This window comes from Pseudomonas sp. EL_65y_Pfl2_R96, assembly GCF_963970905.1.
Taxonomy (GTDB): Bacteria; Pseudomonadota; Gammaproteobacteria; order Pseudomonadales; family Pseudomonadaceae; genus Aquipseudomonas.
In genome coordinates, this window is the sequence record NZ_CAXAQH010000001.1 from 177437 (window position 1) to 193483 (window position 16047).

Annotated in this window: 18 protein-coding genes; 11 read left to right on the plus strand and 7 right to left on the minus strand. The window is 59.8% G+C overall.

Translation table 11 applies throughout. From position 1 onward, the window contains the following. Positions 1-927 precede the first annotated feature (927 nt). Both AACY49_RS00855 and AACY49_RS00860 read left to right on the plus strand, forming a co-directional pair. Complete coding sequence (locus tag AACY49_RS00855) at positions 928-1065, plus strand: hypothetical protein (protein ID WP_007938535.1); 138 nt, start codon at positions 928-930, stop codon at positions 1063-1065. A gap of 67 nt (positions 1066-1132) precedes the next feature. Then, positions 1133-2098, plus strand: coding sequence for a leucyl aminopeptidase (locus tag AACY49_RS00860; RefSeq protein ID WP_339521383.1), 966 nt, complete (start codon positions 1133-1135; stop codon positions 2096-2098). Between the two features lie 201 nt (positions 2099-2299). Here the strand turns inward: AACY49_RS00860 and rluB are convergent, their stop codons facing one another. From rluB to AACY49_RS00885, 5 genes are all read right to left on the minus strand, one after another. Further along, positions 2300-3565, minus strand: coding sequence for a 23S rRNA pseudouridine(2605) synthase RluB (rluB, locus tag AACY49_RS00865; protein WP_258696998.1), 1266 nt, complete (start codon positions 3563-3565; stop codon positions 2300-2302). Between the two features lie 297 nt (positions 3566-3862). Then, positions 3863-4849 (minus strand): SMC-Scp complex subunit ScpB, encoded by a 987-nt coding sequence (scpB, locus tag AACY49_RS00870; protein ID WP_339521384.1) that lies wholly within the window; start codon positions 4847-4849, stop codon positions 3863-3865. Between the two features lie 11 nt (positions 4850-4860). Beyond that, positions 4861-5619: a segregation and condensation protein A gene (locus AACY49_RS00875; RefSeq protein ID WP_258700775.1), complete on the minus strand. Its 759-nt coding sequence runs from the start codon at positions 5617-5619 to the stop codon at positions 4861-4863. Positions 5620-5679: 60 nt separating this feature from the next. After that, on the minus strand, positions 5680-6309 hold the full coding sequence (locus AACY49_RS00880) for an L-threonylcarbamoyladenylate synthase (RefSeq protein WP_258697000.1): 630 nt from the start codon (positions 6307-6309) through the stop codon (positions 5680-5682). A 13-nt stretch (positions 6310-6322) separates the two neighbouring features. After that, on the minus strand, positions 6323-7186 hold the full coding sequence (locus AACY49_RS00885; RefSeq protein ID WP_258697001.1) for a PHP domain-containing protein: 864 nt from the start codon (positions 7184-7186) through the stop codon (positions 6323-6325). Between the two features lie 87 nt (positions 7187-7273). Here AACY49_RS00885 and AACY49_RS00890 point away from each other — a divergent pair, with 87 nt between their 5' ends. From AACY49_RS00890 to AACY49_RS00915, 6 genes are all read left to right on the plus strand, one after another. Further along, positions 7274-7870, plus strand: coding sequence for a septation protein A (locus AACY49_RS00890; RefSeq protein WP_258697002.1), 597 nt, complete (start codon positions 7274-7276; stop codon positions 7868-7870). 1 nt (position 7871) lies between these two features. Beyond that, positions 7872-8171 carry a YciI family protein gene (locus tag AACY49_RS00895; RefSeq protein WP_008010986.1) on the plus strand — a complete coding sequence of 100 codons (300 nt, stop codon included), beginning with the start codon at positions 7872-7874 and terminating at the stop codon, positions 8169-8171. Positions 8172-8281: 110 nt separating this feature from the next. Beyond that, entirely contained in the window at positions 8282-8695 is a 414-nt protein-coding gene (locus AACY49_RS00900) for a translation initiation factor 2 (protein ID WP_258697004.1), read from the plus strand. Between the two features lie 7 nt (positions 8696-8702). Then, positions 8703-9380 (plus strand): response regulator transcription factor, encoded by a 678-nt coding sequence (locus AACY49_RS00905; protein ID WP_008010984.1) that lies wholly within the window; start codon positions 8703-8705, stop codon positions 9378-9380. Between the two features lie 267 nt (positions 9381-9647). After that, positions 9648-10097, plus strand: a complete 450-nt coding sequence (locus tag AACY49_RS00910; protein ID WP_339521385.1) for a Spy/CpxP family protein refolding chaperone — start codon at positions 9648-9650, stop codon at positions 10095-10097. A 175-nt stretch (positions 10098-10272) separates the two neighbouring features. Beyond that, positions 10273-11613: a sensor histidine kinase gene (locus tag AACY49_RS00915; RefSeq protein WP_339521386.1), complete on the plus strand. Its 1341-nt coding sequence runs from the start codon at positions 10273-10275 to the stop codon at positions 11611-11613. 107 nt (positions 11614-11720) lie between these two features. Here AACY49_RS00915 and AACY49_RS00920 read toward each other — a convergent pair whose 3' ends face one another. Further along, the gene (locus tag AACY49_RS00920) at positions 11721-12287 is read right to left on the minus strand and encodes an NAD(P)H nitroreductase (RefSeq protein ID WP_339521387.1); all 567 of its coding nucleotides are present in this window, start codon (positions 12285-12287) and stop codon (positions 11721-11723) included. Positions 12288-12408: 121 nt separating this feature from the next. On the opposite strand from AACY49_RS00920, the gene AACY49_RS00925 reads away from it, so the two are divergent. Next, a complete protein-coding gene (locus AACY49_RS00925; protein WP_339521388.1) occupies positions 12409-13863 on the plus strand; it encodes a TrkH family potassium uptake protein in 1455 nt (484 codons plus the stop codon). Here AACY49_RS00925 and AACY49_RS00930 read toward each other — a convergent pair. Beyond that, complete coding sequence (locus AACY49_RS00930; RefSeq protein WP_320391524.1) at positions 13820-14881, minus strand: AraC family transcriptional regulator; 1062 nt, start codon at positions 14879-14881, stop codon at positions 13820-13822. The two genes, AACY49_RS00925 and AACY49_RS00930, sit on opposite strands and share 44 nt — an antisense overlap. Positions 14882-15037: 156 nt before the next feature. Here AACY49_RS00930 and AACY49_RS00935 point away from each other — a divergent pair, with 156 nt between their 5' ends. Together AACY49_RS00935 and AACY49_RS00940 are read left to right on the plus strand one after the other, a co-directional pair. Beyond that, positions 15038-15349, plus strand: a complete 312-nt coding sequence (locus AACY49_RS00935) for an Mpo1-like protein (protein WP_258697010.1) — start codon at positions 15038-15040, stop codon at positions 15347-15349. A 78-nt stretch (positions 15350-15427) separates the two neighbouring features. Continuing rightward, positions 15428-16018 (plus strand): HD domain-containing protein, encoded by a 591-nt coding sequence (locus AACY49_RS00940; protein WP_339521389.1) that lies wholly within the window; start codon positions 15428-15430, stop codon positions 16016-16018. Positions 16019-16047: the final 29 nt, after the last annotated feature.

A 16047-nucleotide genomic window follows, 5' to 3' on the forward strand; every position in this document is an offset into this window, starting at 1 on the left:
TTTGATGATGTTCAGTAGACGTTGCTGCTCGGTTGCGATTTCAAGCAGCGCCGATCAAACCCCAGCGCAGGCACCAGGAGTTCAGCGTTTTTACGACAGTCATGCGTCACCTATTTGTTTTTATCTGTGACGAAATCGAACCCGACACGCTCGTGACGCGGCGGAGTGAACAAGGCGGGTAGCCTTGAAGTTTGCGCTATTGCGCAGAGGGTCACAGTTAAAACGCGGCGCATTGTACACCTGTAACCCCCTGCTGCCAGACACCGCTGGATCAGCGCGTCGGTTGCCGGGATTGCGTGTGTCCGCCTCGAGTGGCTCGGGCGGCTGCAAAAATTGAGTCAGGCCTTTGCAGGCCATCGACGGGAGCAGCGGAGAAATCGCTCCACGGGGTGAGATGGAGATGAGTCACGGCGTTCATTGCGCCTCCTTCTTGTTATGCACCTGCACGACAGGCATGGGGCGCATCTCACCCTTCAAACGATGCTGAAACAAGCGCACCAGAGCCCTTGAATCCCATCCACACAGCGGCGGACGGCAGCTTTTCCTTACAGCCCTTTCCCCAGCGGCATTCCACGGGGTTTGAGCGGGCTTTTCGTAAGGTTTTGTTTACAAGGCGTAACGCAAATTTTCCAAACCAGATCCAGAGACTCTCTGACTGTAAATTGACGATAGGAAGCTTGCTAAGTAAATACCCGACCTAGTTTTCTGTTTTCTATTAAAAAGTTCGCTTTCGAAAAACGGAATAAATAGTTCAAATGAAAATTGTTTGATTATTTTTTTGCATTCCAAAAATCTGTGAACTAGGTTTGCAGCAACTCGCCGAGCCGCATCGACCGACAAGTTGACGCGCTCTTCAACGAGCGAAAAACGCGCCGCTGTTCTTACCGAAGCTGTTCTTACCAAAAGAAGTCATCTAGGAGATTCACCATGCAAGCACTGGACAAAGACTTGGACACTGAACTGCAACTGGACGATTGGTTTGAAGCACCGACCCATGAGGCCGCCGTTGAAATGATGCAAGCCGATGCGGTTGTTCCGTTCGGCACGGCGATGTGGCCTTTGTAAGGTATTCCGACGGGCACGATCCGGCCGGTCGTACCCGCCTCTTTCTCGGTTTGTCAGGGAGGACTACATGGATAAGCAGCGCGCCATTTCGCATTTCCTTTACTACCTCGAACATCACCCTGCCGTTGCCGGTGTCAACCCGGCAAAGGTCTTGCTCGGCCACACCGCTGACTACGAGGCACTGACCGGCGCCATTGCCGAGCAAGCCGGTAACAGCCCACGGTTCAGCTTCAGCGCAATGCGCCTGGACCTCGAACCCACCCAATTGCTGGTTCAGGCGATTGCGGACAGCGATCTGTACATTTTCTTCTATGACTCTTCCACCCTGCCCAACCCGCGTCCCGACGGCCCGGACTTTGTCCGTGCGCTGCAAGGCGTCATGGCAGAAAACTGGAAGAAGTCGCTGCTGTTCAAGGATTACGGCGACTACTTCTACGACACCTTCAGTGTCACCCCGCAGCGAATTGCCGGATTGAACAGGCACTTGATCCAGCGCATGTCCCACGCCACCACCTTGAGTTTCAAAGATGATCATGGCTCGTGGTTCGAAACGCCATTGAACAGTATCAAGAAATGGACCGACATCAACGGTATCGGCAACTTCGATCTGGCCCCCGGCGAGATCGCCACCCATAGCGAGGCCATTAATGGCCGGGTGAAGTTTATGGGAACGTTCCTCGGCACAATTCCGTTTGCCCGCAAGTACGGCGTACTGACGTCACCGCTGGAGTTGTGGATCGAGAGCTCGACCATCAGCAAAATCGCCACCGATGTGCCGGGACTGGAGCATGACTTCAACAAGTACCTGGACGCCAATCCGTCCAATCGACGGATCGAGGAGCTGGGGATCGGCACCAATGAAGGCGTGAAAGCGTTGTATGCGCGCAATGCCGGGTTCGAGGAGCGCCATTGCGGCTTGCACCTGGGGCTGGGCGGTGGCGCCAAGGGTAGCCATCATCTGGACCTGATCTTCTCCAGTGGCGTGTTGGCGCTGGATGATGAGCCGGTGTTTAACGGACGGTTTGTCTTTTAGCCCAAGATTCTGCAGTGATGCCGAGGACGCCTTCGCGGGCAAGCCTCGCTCCCACACTGATCGCATTCCTATGAAACAACTCGGTCACCTGTGGGAGCGGGCTTGCCCGCGATGACTGACTTACAAACACCCCATCACTAAAACCAGCCCAAAAAAAACGCCATCCTCGAAGGATGGCGTTTTTCATGGAGCGCTTACCGATTACTCAGGCTTGCGACGACCGAAGCCCGGACGCTGGCCGGAACCGGCTGGTGCGCCGCGGCGCTTGCCCGATGGCGCGTCACGGTCGACCAGCACGATGCCTGGGCGTTTCTTCGGCGCCGGCTTGGCCGGACGCTTGGTGTCGGCCGGGCGGTCTGCCACCGGCGTACCACGGCCGGCAGGCGCGCCGCGGTCGCTACGACCACCGGACGGAGCGCCACGGCCTTCGCCACGCTCAGTGCGCCCGTTGGCCGGACGTGGAGTGCGTGGGCCGCGCTCGCCGTCCTGACGTGGCGCTGGCTTACGGGCCGGGCGCTCGCCTTCGATCTGTGGCTCGCGGGATTCGCGTGGGCTGGCAGCGGTCGCACCAGCAGCTGGACGCAACGTGCGCACGCGCTCGGTCTTGCCCATCGGACGCGACGATTTACGCTGCATACGATCGAGCTTGTCCTTGCTCTTGGCGTTCATCTGCGGCATCGCCACCGGGGTCAGACCGACTTCGGCACTGAGAATGTCGACTTCGTACTGGCTCATTTCGCGCCAGCGACCCATCGGCAGGTCGGAGTTGAGGAACACCGGACCGAAACGCACGCGCTTCAGGCGGCTGACCACCAGGCCCTGGGATTCCCACAGGCGACGGACTTCGCGGTTACGACCTTCCATCACCACGCAGTGGTACCAGTGGTTGAAACCTTCGCCGCCTGGTGCCTGCTTGATGTCGGTGAACTTGGCCGGGCCGTCTTCGAGTACCACGCCTGCCTTCAGACGCTCGATCATCTCGTCATCGACTTCGCCACGTACACGTACCGCGTATTCACGGTCCATTTCGTAGGAAGGGTGCATCAGGCGGTTGGCCAACTCACCGTCGGTGGTGAACATCAAGAGACCGGTGGTGTTGATGTCCAGACGACCGATATTGATCCAGCGACCTTCTTTCGGGCGCGGCATCTTGTCGAACACGGTCGGACGGCCTTCCGGGTCGACACGGGTGCAGATTTCGCCGTCGGGCTTGTTGTACATGATCACGCGGCGTACCGACTCGGCGGCTTCTTCGCGCTTGATCACCTTGCCATCGATGGTGATGGCGTCATGCAGGTCGACGCGCAGGCCGAGGGTGGCGTCTTTGCCATTGACCTTGATGCGGCCGTGGCTGATCCAGGCCTCTACGTCACGGCGCGAGCCGACGCCGATACGGGCGAGGACTTTCTGCAGTTTTTCGCCTGCGGGGCCGATTTCCTGGTCGTCTTTCTGGTCGTTGATACTCATCTGGGCACCTCCCGGTGTGATCAAGTTCAGGCCTTGGCCTGAAGATGTGAAATCTGGTCGTTTGACGAAGGAATCGCCAAAGGGTCGCGAATCATACGCTCATGGGAGCGTTCGCGCATCAGAGACTAGCTGATCGATGGGAGGTTATTGGCTTTTCCGCCGACCGGTGGCACCAAGCTCGAATTCAATACAGAACCAATGTGGGAGCGAGCCTGCTCGCGATGGCGGTGGATCAGACAACATTGATGTCGACTGACGCGCCCTCATCGCGAGCAGGCTCGCTCCCACAGGTTTTTGTCAATCTTCGAACTGGCGGCGCTCGGCCTCGATGGCTTCTGCCAAAGCCAGGGCTTCGGCTTCTTCGTCGGTCAGCTCGGGCTCAGGTTTCGGCTGTTCGAGGGCGGCTACGGCGGCCAGGAGCTTTTCGCGAGCTTCGGCAACGCCAAGAATGTCATCTTCCTGTTCTTGTTCAGCTTCAGCTTCAGCTTCAACTTCAACTTCGACCTGAGGTTCAACTTCGATTTCAGGCTCGGGTCCTGCCAACTCCCCTTCAGTCTCGGTCACCGCCCCATCGCGCATCAAATCGTCAAAGTCAGTCTTGAGCCCCTCCTCCATGGTGTCCAGCTCCAGCAGCAACGTATGGAAACTGGTTTCTTCCTTGGGCTCCTCCGGTTCGGCGCTGGCATCTGCCAATTCTTGCAACCCGGCCGGCACCGGCGCGTCATCGAACTCGAGCATCGGCTCGGGTTCCAGTTCACGCAGCTCCGCCAACGGTGGCAGGTCGTCGAGGTTCTTCAGGTTGAAATGATCGAGAAATGCCTTGGTGGTGGCGAACATCGCCGGCTTGCCGGGCACGTCACGGTAACCGACGATGCGGATCCACTCACGCTCCAGCAGGGTTTTCACAATGTGACTGTTAACCGCCACGCCGCGCACGTCTTCGATCTCGCCCCGGGTGATCGGCTGGCGATAGGCGATCAGGGCCATGGTTTCGAGCATGGCCCGCGAGTAACGCTGCGGCCGCTCTTCCCACAAGCGTCCGACCCACGGTGCGAATTTTTCGCGGATCTGCAAGCGATACCCGGAGGCGACTTCCTTCAACTCGAAGGCTCGGCCATCGCAGGATTTGGCCAGAATCGTCAGCGCTTTCTTGAAAACCGGCGGTTCGGGCCGCTCGCCTTCTTCGAAGAGTTCGAACAGGCGCTCCAGCGATTGTGGTTTTCCCGAGGCCAACAGAAAGGCTTCAAGCAGTGGCGCCAGCTCGCGGGGTTCAGTCAGGTTCATGATTCAACTCGTTATTCGGCTCGGGCCCGGACATGGATCGCCGCGAACGGCTCATTCTGCACCAGCTCGACCAAGGATTCCTTGACCAGTTCGAGGATCGCCATAAAGGTGACTACCACCCCCAGGCGCCCTTCTTCAGCGGTGAACAGCTCGACAAAAGGCACAAAACCGCCGCCCTTGAGCCGCTCCAGCACATCGCTCATACGCTCGCGGGTGGACAATGCCTCGCGGCTGACCTGGTGGCTTTCGAACATGTCGCCGCGGCGCAGGACCTCGGCCATGGACATCAGCAACTCTTCCAGACGCACATCCGGCAACAGCTTGCGCGCGCGTGCCTCCGGGGCATCGAGCTTGGGCACCACCACGTCGCGGCCAACGCGGCTCAGGCCATCAATGCCTTCGGCGGCAGCCTTGAAGCGTTCGTATTCCTGCAGACGACGGATCAGTTCGGCGCGGGGGTCGTCTTCTTCGTCTTCAATCGTTTCGGCCCGTGGCAGCAGCATCCGCGATTTGATCTCGGCGAGCATCGCGGCCATCACCAGGTACTCGGCGGCCAACTCCAGGCGCACCGACTGCATCAACTCGACATAGCCCATGTACTGACGGGTGATTTCCGCCACCGGGATGTCGAGGATGTTGATGTTCTGTTTGCGGATCAGGTACAGCAGCAGGTCGAGCGGGCCTTCGAAGGCCTCGAGAAAGACCTCAAGCGCATCCGGCGGAATGTACAGGTCCAGCGGCATTTCCATGACCGCCTGGCCATAGACCATGGCGAAAGGCAGTTCTTGCTGGGCGCCGGCCTGGCTGTCGACGGGTTCTACTGCAGACATCTAGGCCTCGGCCATGAATGGCGCAGGGTCGCCGCAACCGACGCGGATGACTTCCGGCTCGCCGTCGGCGAGGTTGATCACGGTGGATGCCTTGATCCCGCCGAAACCGCCGTCGATGATCAGGTCCACCTGATGCTCAAGCAACTGGCGCATTTCGTAGGGATCGGTCAACGGGTCGGTGTCGCCGGGCATGATCAGGGTCACGCTCATCAGCGGTTCGCCAAGTTCTTCGAGCAGCGCCAAAGCAATCGGGTGGCTCGGCACGCGCAGGCCGATGGTGCGCTTTTTCGGGTGCAGCAATAGCCGCGGAACTTCCCGGGTGGCGTTGAGAATGAAGGTGTAAGGCCCCGGCAAGTGAGCTTTGAGCAAGCGGAAGGTGCCGGTGTCGATCTTGGCAAACAGCCCCAACTGCGACAGGTCGCTGCAAATCAGCGCGAAGTTGTGCTTCTCATCCAGCTGACGCAACCGGCGCACGCGCTCCACGGCGCTCTTGTCGCCGATCTGGCAACCAATGGCGTAGGAAGAGTCCGTGGGATAAATCACCACCCCGCCGTTGCGGATGATCTCGACAGCCTGTTTGATCAGGCGCGCTTGCGGGTTTTCCGGATGAATCTGGAAAAATTGACTCACATTCTCTACCTGTTCAGACGGCGGCAATAATTGGGTCATGTTTGAATCGACACCACAGTGGTGGCAGATCCTCCGGGAGCGGGCGGTATTCACCGATCTCGGACCAGCCTCCAGGGCCATGAAAATCACTGCCGGCGCTGACCAGCAGACCAAATTCGCGGGCAAGAATCGCCAGGCTGCCCACCTGTTCGGCGGGTTGATGGCCATTGACCACTTCAATCGCGTGGCCCCCGGCTTGAATATAGTCAGAAATCAGGCGGCGACGCTTGCTGCGAGTGAAATCGTAGTGCCAGGGATGCGCCAGGCTGACCCAGGCACCCGCGGCGCGCAGGGTTTCGACGGTGTCTTCCAGGGTTGGCCAGTGTTGTTTGACGTCTCCCAGTTTGCCGGCACCCAGCCATTTGCGGAACGCTTCGGCGCGATCCTTGACGAAACCTTCACGCACCATCCAGTCGGCGAAATGCGGACGGGCCGGCGCGTTGCCACTGTCGCCCAGTTCCTGCTGAATGGCCCGGGCACCGTCAAGCGCCCCCGGCATGCCTTTCAACGCCAACTTGCGGCTTATTTCCTCGGACCGTAGCCAGCGGCCATCGTGCAATTTTGCGATGGCCTCGACCAACGGCGCGGCATTGACGTCGAAACCATAGCCCAACACATGAATGGTCGCCCCGCCCCAAGTGCAGGACAATTCGACGCCGTTGACCAGTTGCATCCCCAGCGCCGTCGCGGTGCTACGGGCCTCGTCGAGGCCTTCAAGGGTGTCGTGATCGGTCAAGGCCAGGACTCGCACGCCTTTCTCGAACGCACGCGCAACCAGTGCCGCAGGCGCCAGGGCGCCATCGGAAGCCGTGCTATGGCAGTGCAAATCAACATTCACAGGACTGTGTCACCTCAAATCAGCTGACGCTATCGCGCGTCAATATGTTTGTTATTATGCCGCCACATCCTGCTTCTGGCTGCCACTGTGAAACAATTCATCGACTTCATCCCGCTTCTACTGTTTTTCATCGTCTTCAAAATCGATCCACGGGTCGTCGACATTGGCGGCCATCAACTGACTGTCGGTGGTATTTACAGCGCCACAGCGATGCTGATCATCAGCTCCCTGGTGGTCTACGGCACGCTGTTCATCAAGCAGCGCAAGCTGGAGAAAGGCCAGTGGCTGACCCTCATCGCCTGCCTGGTCTTCGGCAGCCTGACCCTGGCGTTCCACAGCGAGACGTTCCTGAAATGGAAAGCCCCGGTGGTCAACTGGCTGTTCGCTCTCGCGTTCATCGGCAGCCACTTCGTCGGTGACCAACTGCTGATCAAGCGCATCATGGGCCACGCACTGACCCTGCCGGAACCGGTCTGGACCCGTCTGAACATCGCCTGGATCGTTTTTTTCCTGTTTTGCGGCGCCGCCAACCTGTTCGTTGCGTTCACGTTCCAGAGCTACTGGGTCGACTTCAAGGTCTTCGGCAGCCTGGGCATGACGTTGCTGTTCCTGGTCGGCCAGGGCATCTACCTGTCCCGCCACTTGCACGACGCCGACACCACCACGCCAAAAACCGAGGACTGACATGCTTTACGCAATCATTGCCACAGACGTCGCCAACTCCCTGGAAGCCCGCCTGGCCGCACGGCCTGCGCACCTTGAGCGCCTGCAAGTGCTTAAAGGCGAAGGTCGTATCGTATTGGCCGGCCCACACCCGGCGGTCGACAGCAATGATCCGGGCGCAGCGGGCTTCACTGGCAGCCTGATCGTTGCTGAATTCGATTCCCTGAGCGCCGCAAAGGCCTGGGCCGACGCCGACCCGTACATTGCCGCAGGCGTCTACGCCAATGTTTTGGTCAAGCCGTTCAAGCAAGTCCTGCCGTAAAATCCTTCCGCACGGTGAGCCTTGTCGGCTCATCGCGTGTTCAATCGCTCATTATTCTCGTTTACCGGCCGACAACCTGCCCAATACTCGTATTGGAATCAGGAGTTGCGATGCGCAAAGGTCCGTTGTGTCTGATGTTGGTGACGTTGTCGATCATGGCGCCCGCCCACGGTGAAGAAAGCGCCAATGGCGTTAATTCGACGCCGCTGTCCTTGAGCGCCGGCAGCCAGATCACCGAGTTGCAGCAGCGCTTGAAGGCAAGCGAACAGCAACGAGAAGAACTGAGCAAACAACTGCAAAATACCGATGGCGAACGCGAAAGCGCCCAGCTGAGCCGGTTGCGCCAAGAGAATCAGCGCCTGAAGCTGCAACTCAAGGAAACCCAGGCCAGCAACCCGCTGCCGCGCCTGCTGACTGACCAGCAACAGTGGTTCGTCATCGGAGCCGCAGTTGCGCTATTGGCCCTGCTCTGCGGTATCTTCGCCAGTGGTGCCACTAGAAAACGTAGGCAATGGCTAAATTGAGTGAGTCATGAGCGAGCTGTTACTAATTGATGATGACCAGGAGCTGTGTGAGCTCCTGAGTAGCTGGCTGAGCCAGGAAGGCTTTCAGGTACGCGCCTGCCACGATGGCCAGAGCGCCCGTCGCGCGCTGGCCGAGACGTCTCCGGCAGCCGTGGTGCTGGACGTGATGCTGCCAGACGGCAGCGGCCTGGAACTGCTCAAGCAACTGCGCAGCGACCATCCGGATTTGCCGGTGCTGATGCTCTCGGCCCGTGGCGAACCCCTGGACCGCATCCTCGGCCTGGAACTCGGTGCCGACGATTACCTGGCCAAACCGTGCGACCCACGGGAACTGACAGCCCGCCTGCGCGCGGTGTTGCGCCGCAGTCATCCGACGGCAGTCTCCAGCCAGCTCGAGCTGGGTGACTTGTGCTTCAGCCCGGTGCGTGGCGTGGTCAGCATCGATGAACAGGAGTTCACCCTCACCGTCTCCGAAAGCCGCCTGCTCGAAGCCCTGCTCAAGCAACCCGGCGAACCGCTGGATAAACAGGAGCTGGCGCAAATCGCCCTGGGTCGCAAACTGACCCTGTACGACCGCAGCCTGGACATGCACGTGAGCAATCTGCGCAAAAAAATCGGCCCGCACCCCGATGGGCGTCCGCGCATCGTCGCGCTGCGCAGCCGCGGTTACTACTACAGCCTGTAAGAACCGAGAAAGAACCGAATAAGAGCAACCTGTGGCGAGGGCGTTTGCTCCCGCTGGGCTGCGAAGCGGCCCCAAAAGCGGGACTGCTACGCAGTCCAGCGGGAGCAAGCGCCCTCGCCACAGACGGGTGCCTGCACATGGAGCTTTGTCAGGTCGGCACAAGACCCTCTTTACCCAAGCTTTACGCTCCGCTGACCGCCGCTGACCTTGATCTGCGTAATCTGTACACATCCGGAACGTACCGGGAACGAGACAAGGAGATACACCATGCGCAAGACTCTTATCGCTCTGATGTTCGCTGCCGCCCTGCCGACCGTTGCCATGGCCACGCCTGAAGGCGCAAGCCCGATGGGTGATCACATGGACGGCTCACGTCACGGCGGTCAGATGCACGGCATGCACGGTAAAGGCCCTTACAGCCAGCTGGACCTGAGCCGCGAACAGCGCGAGCAGATCCGCAAGATCATGGGCGAGCAGATGCACGAGCGTCAGCAACTGGTCGACAAGTACCTGGAAAAACTCTCGCCAGCCGATCAGAAAGCCCTGAAAGACGAGATGGCGGCCAAGCACCAGAAAGCCGAAGCCGACGTTCGCGCAGTGCTGAAACCGGATCAACAGAAGCAATTCGACGAGATCCAGAAGAAACAAGCTGAGCGTCGCGCCGAATGGGCCGAGTTCAAGGCCTGGAAAGCGCAGCAAGCGCAAAAAGCGCAATAATGCGTCAACCTTGGACCCAACAGCTAATCACCGTTGGGTCTGATGCCACTCGATTTTAATGTAGGAGCGAGCCTGCTCGCGATGGCGTCCTTTCAGTCACGTTGATGTTGAATGTGCCGACGCTATCGCGAGCAGGCCCGCTCCCACATGGATTGCGTTTGTTCGAGGAATTTCTGTGCGTTCATTGTTCTGGCGTATCCTGGCCAGCTTCTGGCTGGCCATCGCTCTGGTTGCAGGGCTTTCCATTTTACTGGGGCACATGCTCAACCAGGACGCGTGGATTCTCAGTCGCCACCCGGGTCTCAACACCCTGGCCGAACAGTGGACGCAAACCTACGAAAGTCAGGGCGAAGAAGCCGCACAAGACATTCTGGAGCAGCGCAAGCGCCAGTATCACATCGACGTTCAGGTGCTCAACGAGACCGGGGACCCGGTGGTGCGCGGCACCTTCCCTCGGCGTGCAGCAGCCTTCGAGGCACGGCAGCAAAACGATGATCGGCGCCTGCCGTGGCGTCGTCTGACCGATGAATACACCAGCGCCAAGACGGGTGACACCTACCTGCTGATCTACCGCATTCCGCACCCGGAACTGGACGCCTGGCACCGTGAAAGCCTGCTCTGGCCGTTGAGTGCGCTGGGTATCGCCCTGGTGGTGCTGACCCTGTTCAGCCTGCTGGTGACCTTTTCCATCACCCGACCGCTGAGCCGTTTACGCGGCGCGGTGCATGAGTTGGGGCAAACGACGTATCAACAGAACAGCCTGGCGCAACTGGCCAATCGGCGCGATGAATTCGGTGTACTGGCCAACGACTTCAACCGCATGGGCGCACGCCTGCAAAGCCTGATCGGCAGCCAGCGGCAATTGCTGCGCGATGTGTCTCACGAGTTGCGCTCGCCCCTCGCCCGGCTACGCATTGCGCTGGCACTGGCCGAGCGGGCCAATCCTGAAGAGCGGGAAAAACTCTGGCCGCGCCTGACCCGTGAATGCGATCGACTGGAAGCACTGATCAGCGAAATCCTGGTGTTGGCGCGGGTCGATGCCGACAACGCCAGTGCCGAAGAGGTGGATCTCAATGCGCTGCTCAATACCCTGCAAAAAGATGCTCAGCTGGGCTCACCGGAGCAGAACGTGCGCCTTGAGGCCGAGCCGCAACTGAACCTCAGAGGCTGGCCGACCATGATCGAGCGCGCCGTGGATAACCTGCTGCGCAATGCCCAGCGCTTTAACCCGGTCGGGCAACCGATCGTAATGCAGGCGTTGCGCCAGGGCGACAGGATCGTGGTCAGCGTGCGCGATCACGGCCCCGGTGTAGAGGCAGAGCATTTGAATCAGTTGGGGGAACCGTTCTATCGGGCGCCGGGCCAGACAACGGCCGGGCATGGCTTGGGCCTGGCCATTGCGCGCCGCGCGGCGGAACGGCATGGCGGCAGCCTGGTGCTGGCCAATCACCCAGAGGGCGGGTTTGTTGCCAGCCTGGAATTGCCGTTGGCGCCGGGGGCTGTGGCTCAACCCTGAACCCTGTGGGAGCGGGCTTGCTCGCGATGGCGGCGGCACCTTCAACATCTCAGTGCCTGACACTCCGCTATCGCGGGCAAGCCCGCTCCCACAGGGGAATCGTTTCCTCAGTTACTACCCGGCCAGGCACTGACGAACTCGGTCAAATCAACCTTCTCCGCCACACGCGGTTCTTTCTGCGGTGTACCGAGATAAAGGAACGCAATCACCTCTTCCCCTTCCGCCAGCCCCAAACCTTTAGCCACATGCGCCGAATAAGCCAGTTCACCGGTGCGCCATACCGCGCCAATGCCTTGTGCGTAAGCGGCCAGCAAAATCCCGTGAGCCGCGCAGCCTGCCGCCAACAATTGTTCGGATTTGGGGTATTTGACGTGATCCTGCAAACGGGCAATCACCACAACCACCAGCGGTGCACGCAGCGGGCCGTTACGGGCCTTGTCCAGCGCGGCTTCTGACACCTCGCTGTCTTGCAGCTTCGCCGCTTCGGCCAGCAACTCGCCCATTTGCTCGCGCGCCGCGCCTTCGACTGTCAGGAAGCGCCAAGGCTGCAAATGGCCGTGGTCCGGCGCGCGCATCGCGGCGGCAAACAGCACTTCCCGTTGCTCGGCGGTGGGTGCCGGGTCGAGCAGTCGTGGAACGGAAACACGGTTGAGCAAAGCGTCGAGAGCCTGCATCGGCCACCTCCTGAAAAAAATGTCTGGCTATTCTAGCGGTATCCGGCACGGGGCTGCCGGTTTACATGCCCTGCCCCGCAGGTAGAATGGCGCCCTCCCTAATTCAGCCCGAGCGGACTTCATGGCGTTGCCGACCTTACGGATCATTGGTTTCATCATCGGCATCTTCCTGATCACGCTGGCCATTTCCATGGTCGTGCCCATGGCCACCCTGGTGATCTTCGAACGCACCAACGACCTCACATCGTTCCTCTGGGCCAGCATGATTACCTTTGTCGCCGGCCTGGCCCTGGTCATTCCAGGGCGCCCCGAGCACATCCATCTGCGCCCGCGAGACATGTACCTGTTGACGGTCAGCAGCTGGCTGGTGGTGTGCATCTTCGCCGCCCTGCCGTTCCTGCTGACCCAGAACATCAGCTACACCGACTCGTTCTTCGAAAGCATGTCCGGCATCACCGCCACCGGTGCGACGGTGCTCACGGGCCTGGACAGCATGTCCCCCGGCATCCTGATATGGCGTTCATTGCTGCACTGGATCGGCGGGATCGGCTTTATCGGCATGGCGGTTGCGATTCTGCCATTGCTGCGCATCGGGGGCATGCGGCTGTTTCAGACCGAGTCGTCGGACCGTTCCGAAAAAGTCATGCCTCGTTCGCACATGGTGGCGCGTTTGATCGTTGCGACCTACGTCGGCATCACCATTTTCGGCAGCCTGGCGTTCTGGTGGGCCGGGATGAGCCCGTTCGACGCCATCAACCATGCGATGTCAGCGATTTCCACCGGTGGTTTCTCGACCTCCGACCAGTCTTTGGCCAAGTGGCCGGAGCCTGCGGTGCATTGGGTCGCGATCGTCATCATGATTCTCGGCGCCCTGCCATTCACCCTGTATGTCGCCACGTTGCGCGGTAACCGTCGGGCGCTGATCAAGGATGAACAGGTTCAAGGCTTGCTCGGCATGTTGCTGGTGACCTGGCTGGTGCTCGGCACCTGGTATTGGTGGACCACCGAGCTGCATTGGCTGGAGGCGTTGCGACATGTGGCGCTGAACGTGACGTCGGTGGTGACCACCACCGGCTTTGCATTGGGGGACTACAGCCTCTGGGGCAACTTCTCGCTGATGCTGTTCTTCTATCTGGGGTTTGTCGGCGGCTGTTCGGGTTCAACCGCTGGCGGGATCAAGATTTTCCGCTTCCAGGTGGCCTACATTCTGCTCAAGGCCAACCTTAACCAATTGATTCACCCGCGCGCGGTGATCAAGCAGAAATACAACGGCCACCGTCTGGACGAAGAGATCGTGCGTTCGATCCTGACCTTTTCGTTTTTTTTCGCCATCACCATTTGCGTCATCGCGCTGCTGTTATCGCTGCTCGGCGTGGACTGGATGACTGCCCTTACCGGCGCGGCCAGTACAGTGTCCGGCGTCGGCCCGGGGCTGGGCGAAACGATCGGCCCGGCGGGCAACTTCACCAGCCTGCCCGACGCCGCGAAGTGGATTCTCTCGTTCGGCATGTTACTGGGCCGGCTGGAGATCATTACGGTGTTTGTTCTGTGTATCCCTGCGTTCTGGCGTCACTGATCCGCTCGGGGGCTTCCATCAACCGCGCCCGGTATTCGCCGGGGGTGGCGTCAAACCAGCGTCGGAAGGCGCGGAAGAAGTTGCTCGGATCGGCAAACCCCAGCAGGTAGGCAATTTCCAGCAGGGTCATGCTCGGTTGCGCCAGGTATTGCTCGGCCAGTTCACGCCGCGTGTCATCCAGCAACATCTGAAAACTCGTGCCCTCTTCCTGCAAGCGTCGCTGCAAGGTGCGTTGCGACAGGTGCAGCGCCTGCGCCACCGCATCGCGCTTGGGTTCGCCCTGGGGCAGTAAACGGCACAGCACCTGCCGCGCATTGTGGGTCACGCGGCTTTCGGAAAACCGCGCCAGGTACTCACCGGCGAAGCGGTCGTGCAACAACGCCATGGCCTCATTGGCGGTGGGCAACGGCGCCTCCAGGTCGGCGCGTTCGAAGATCAAGGCGTCATACGGCGCGTTGAACATTATCGGGGCATGGAAGGCTTGCTTATAGGGTTCGAGATCGACGGGCAGATCGCCCTGCAGTAGTACTTTGCGCGGTTGCAGCGTGCGCCCGGTCAACCAGCCGCAAAGCGCCAAGGCACAGGCCAGCGATGCTTCGGCGCTTTGTCGGGTCGGCGGCAGGTGGTCGCCATGCACCGTCAGAACCAACGCATAGCCTTCATCCAGCAAGCGGAAACTCAGGTCGGCACTTTCGGCGATGATTCGCTGATAACGCACCAGGCGCTGAAAGCCTTCGGCCAGGGTCCGGCTGGACATCAAGGCATAACCGGCGACGTGCAGGGACGCCGGTCGCACCACCTTGCCCATGTTCAGGCCTATCGCCGGGTTGCCGGACACCTCGACCGCGCGCTGCCAGAGCCGTGTCATGGAATCTTGCGGGAAGCGCGCATCCGGATCATCCAGTGCCGCATAGTCGAGCCCTAGCTGCTTGAACAGACCCCGGCAGTCCAGGCCGTCCATTTCCAGTGCTTTGACAATCCCCATCGCCCAGCTTGCAGAAGTCGTTCGTTCGCTCATGGCGTTTACTACGTGATGGCCGCATGCCACGACCCATTTCCGAAGGATACTAAAGTGGCGCCTATTGTCACTGGCTGATGCCAATGATCACTCTAGACTCAAATAAGCTACCCGCAGCGCAACTTGTCGCCTGCACACACCACAGAGATCGCAGTCGTGGAAAACATCAAACGATTCAACAGCTTCGCTGAGTTTTACCCGTATTACCTCAGCGAACACCGCAACAGCACTTGCCGACGACTGCATTTTGTCGGCACCACGCTGGTTATTTTCATTCTGGTGCTGACCATCGGCAAAGGCGCCTGGTGGATGTTGCTGGCCCTGCCGCTGGCCGGTTACAGCTTTGCCTGGGTCGGGCATTTCTTCTTCGAGAAGAATCGCCCTGCAACCTTTCAACATCCTCTTTACAGCTTGCTCGGCGATTTCGTCATGTACCGCGACATGCTTGTGGGTCGTGTGCCGTTCTAGGCTGTGCAGCCACTGCGACGCTGGATCCAGCGTCCTACACTCAAAACATCCCTTACGATCAGAACAAGAGGATAGCCGATGTATGCCCGCGCCCGTTTTACCCATATGCAGGACGGCACACAGGAAGACTGGGCGATCAGCGCCTCAGATTTCAGCGCCTATGCCCGACAATTGCCGACACGGATCGTGGCGCACCTGAAGTTACTGGAGGGGGATTTTGGCGGTTTCCCGGTGGATCGTCTGACCCACTCCCTGCAAACCGCCAGCCGTGCCTGGCGCGATGGTCGTGACGAAGAGTACGTGATTTGCGCCCTGCTCCATGACATAGGCGACACACTAGGCTCCTACAATCACCCGGACATCGCCGCGGCGATCCTCAAGCCGTTCGTCAACGCCGAGAACCTGTGGATGGTGGAGAAACACGGGGTTTTCCAGGGCTATTACTTCTTCCATCACCTAGGCATGGACCGGCATTTGCGCGAGCAATTCAGCCGTCATCCGCAGTATCAGGCAACCATCGAATTTTGCGCCCGGTACGATGCGGCGGCGTTCGATCCGGCATACGACACGCTGCCACTGAGTTTCTTTGAGCCGATGATGGAGCGGTTGTTTGCGCAGCCGAAGAATTCAATTTACAAGGCGGCGATGGAAGAACACGCGTCAGCCTGATGAATGTCGGGGACCGCTGCGCAGTCCAT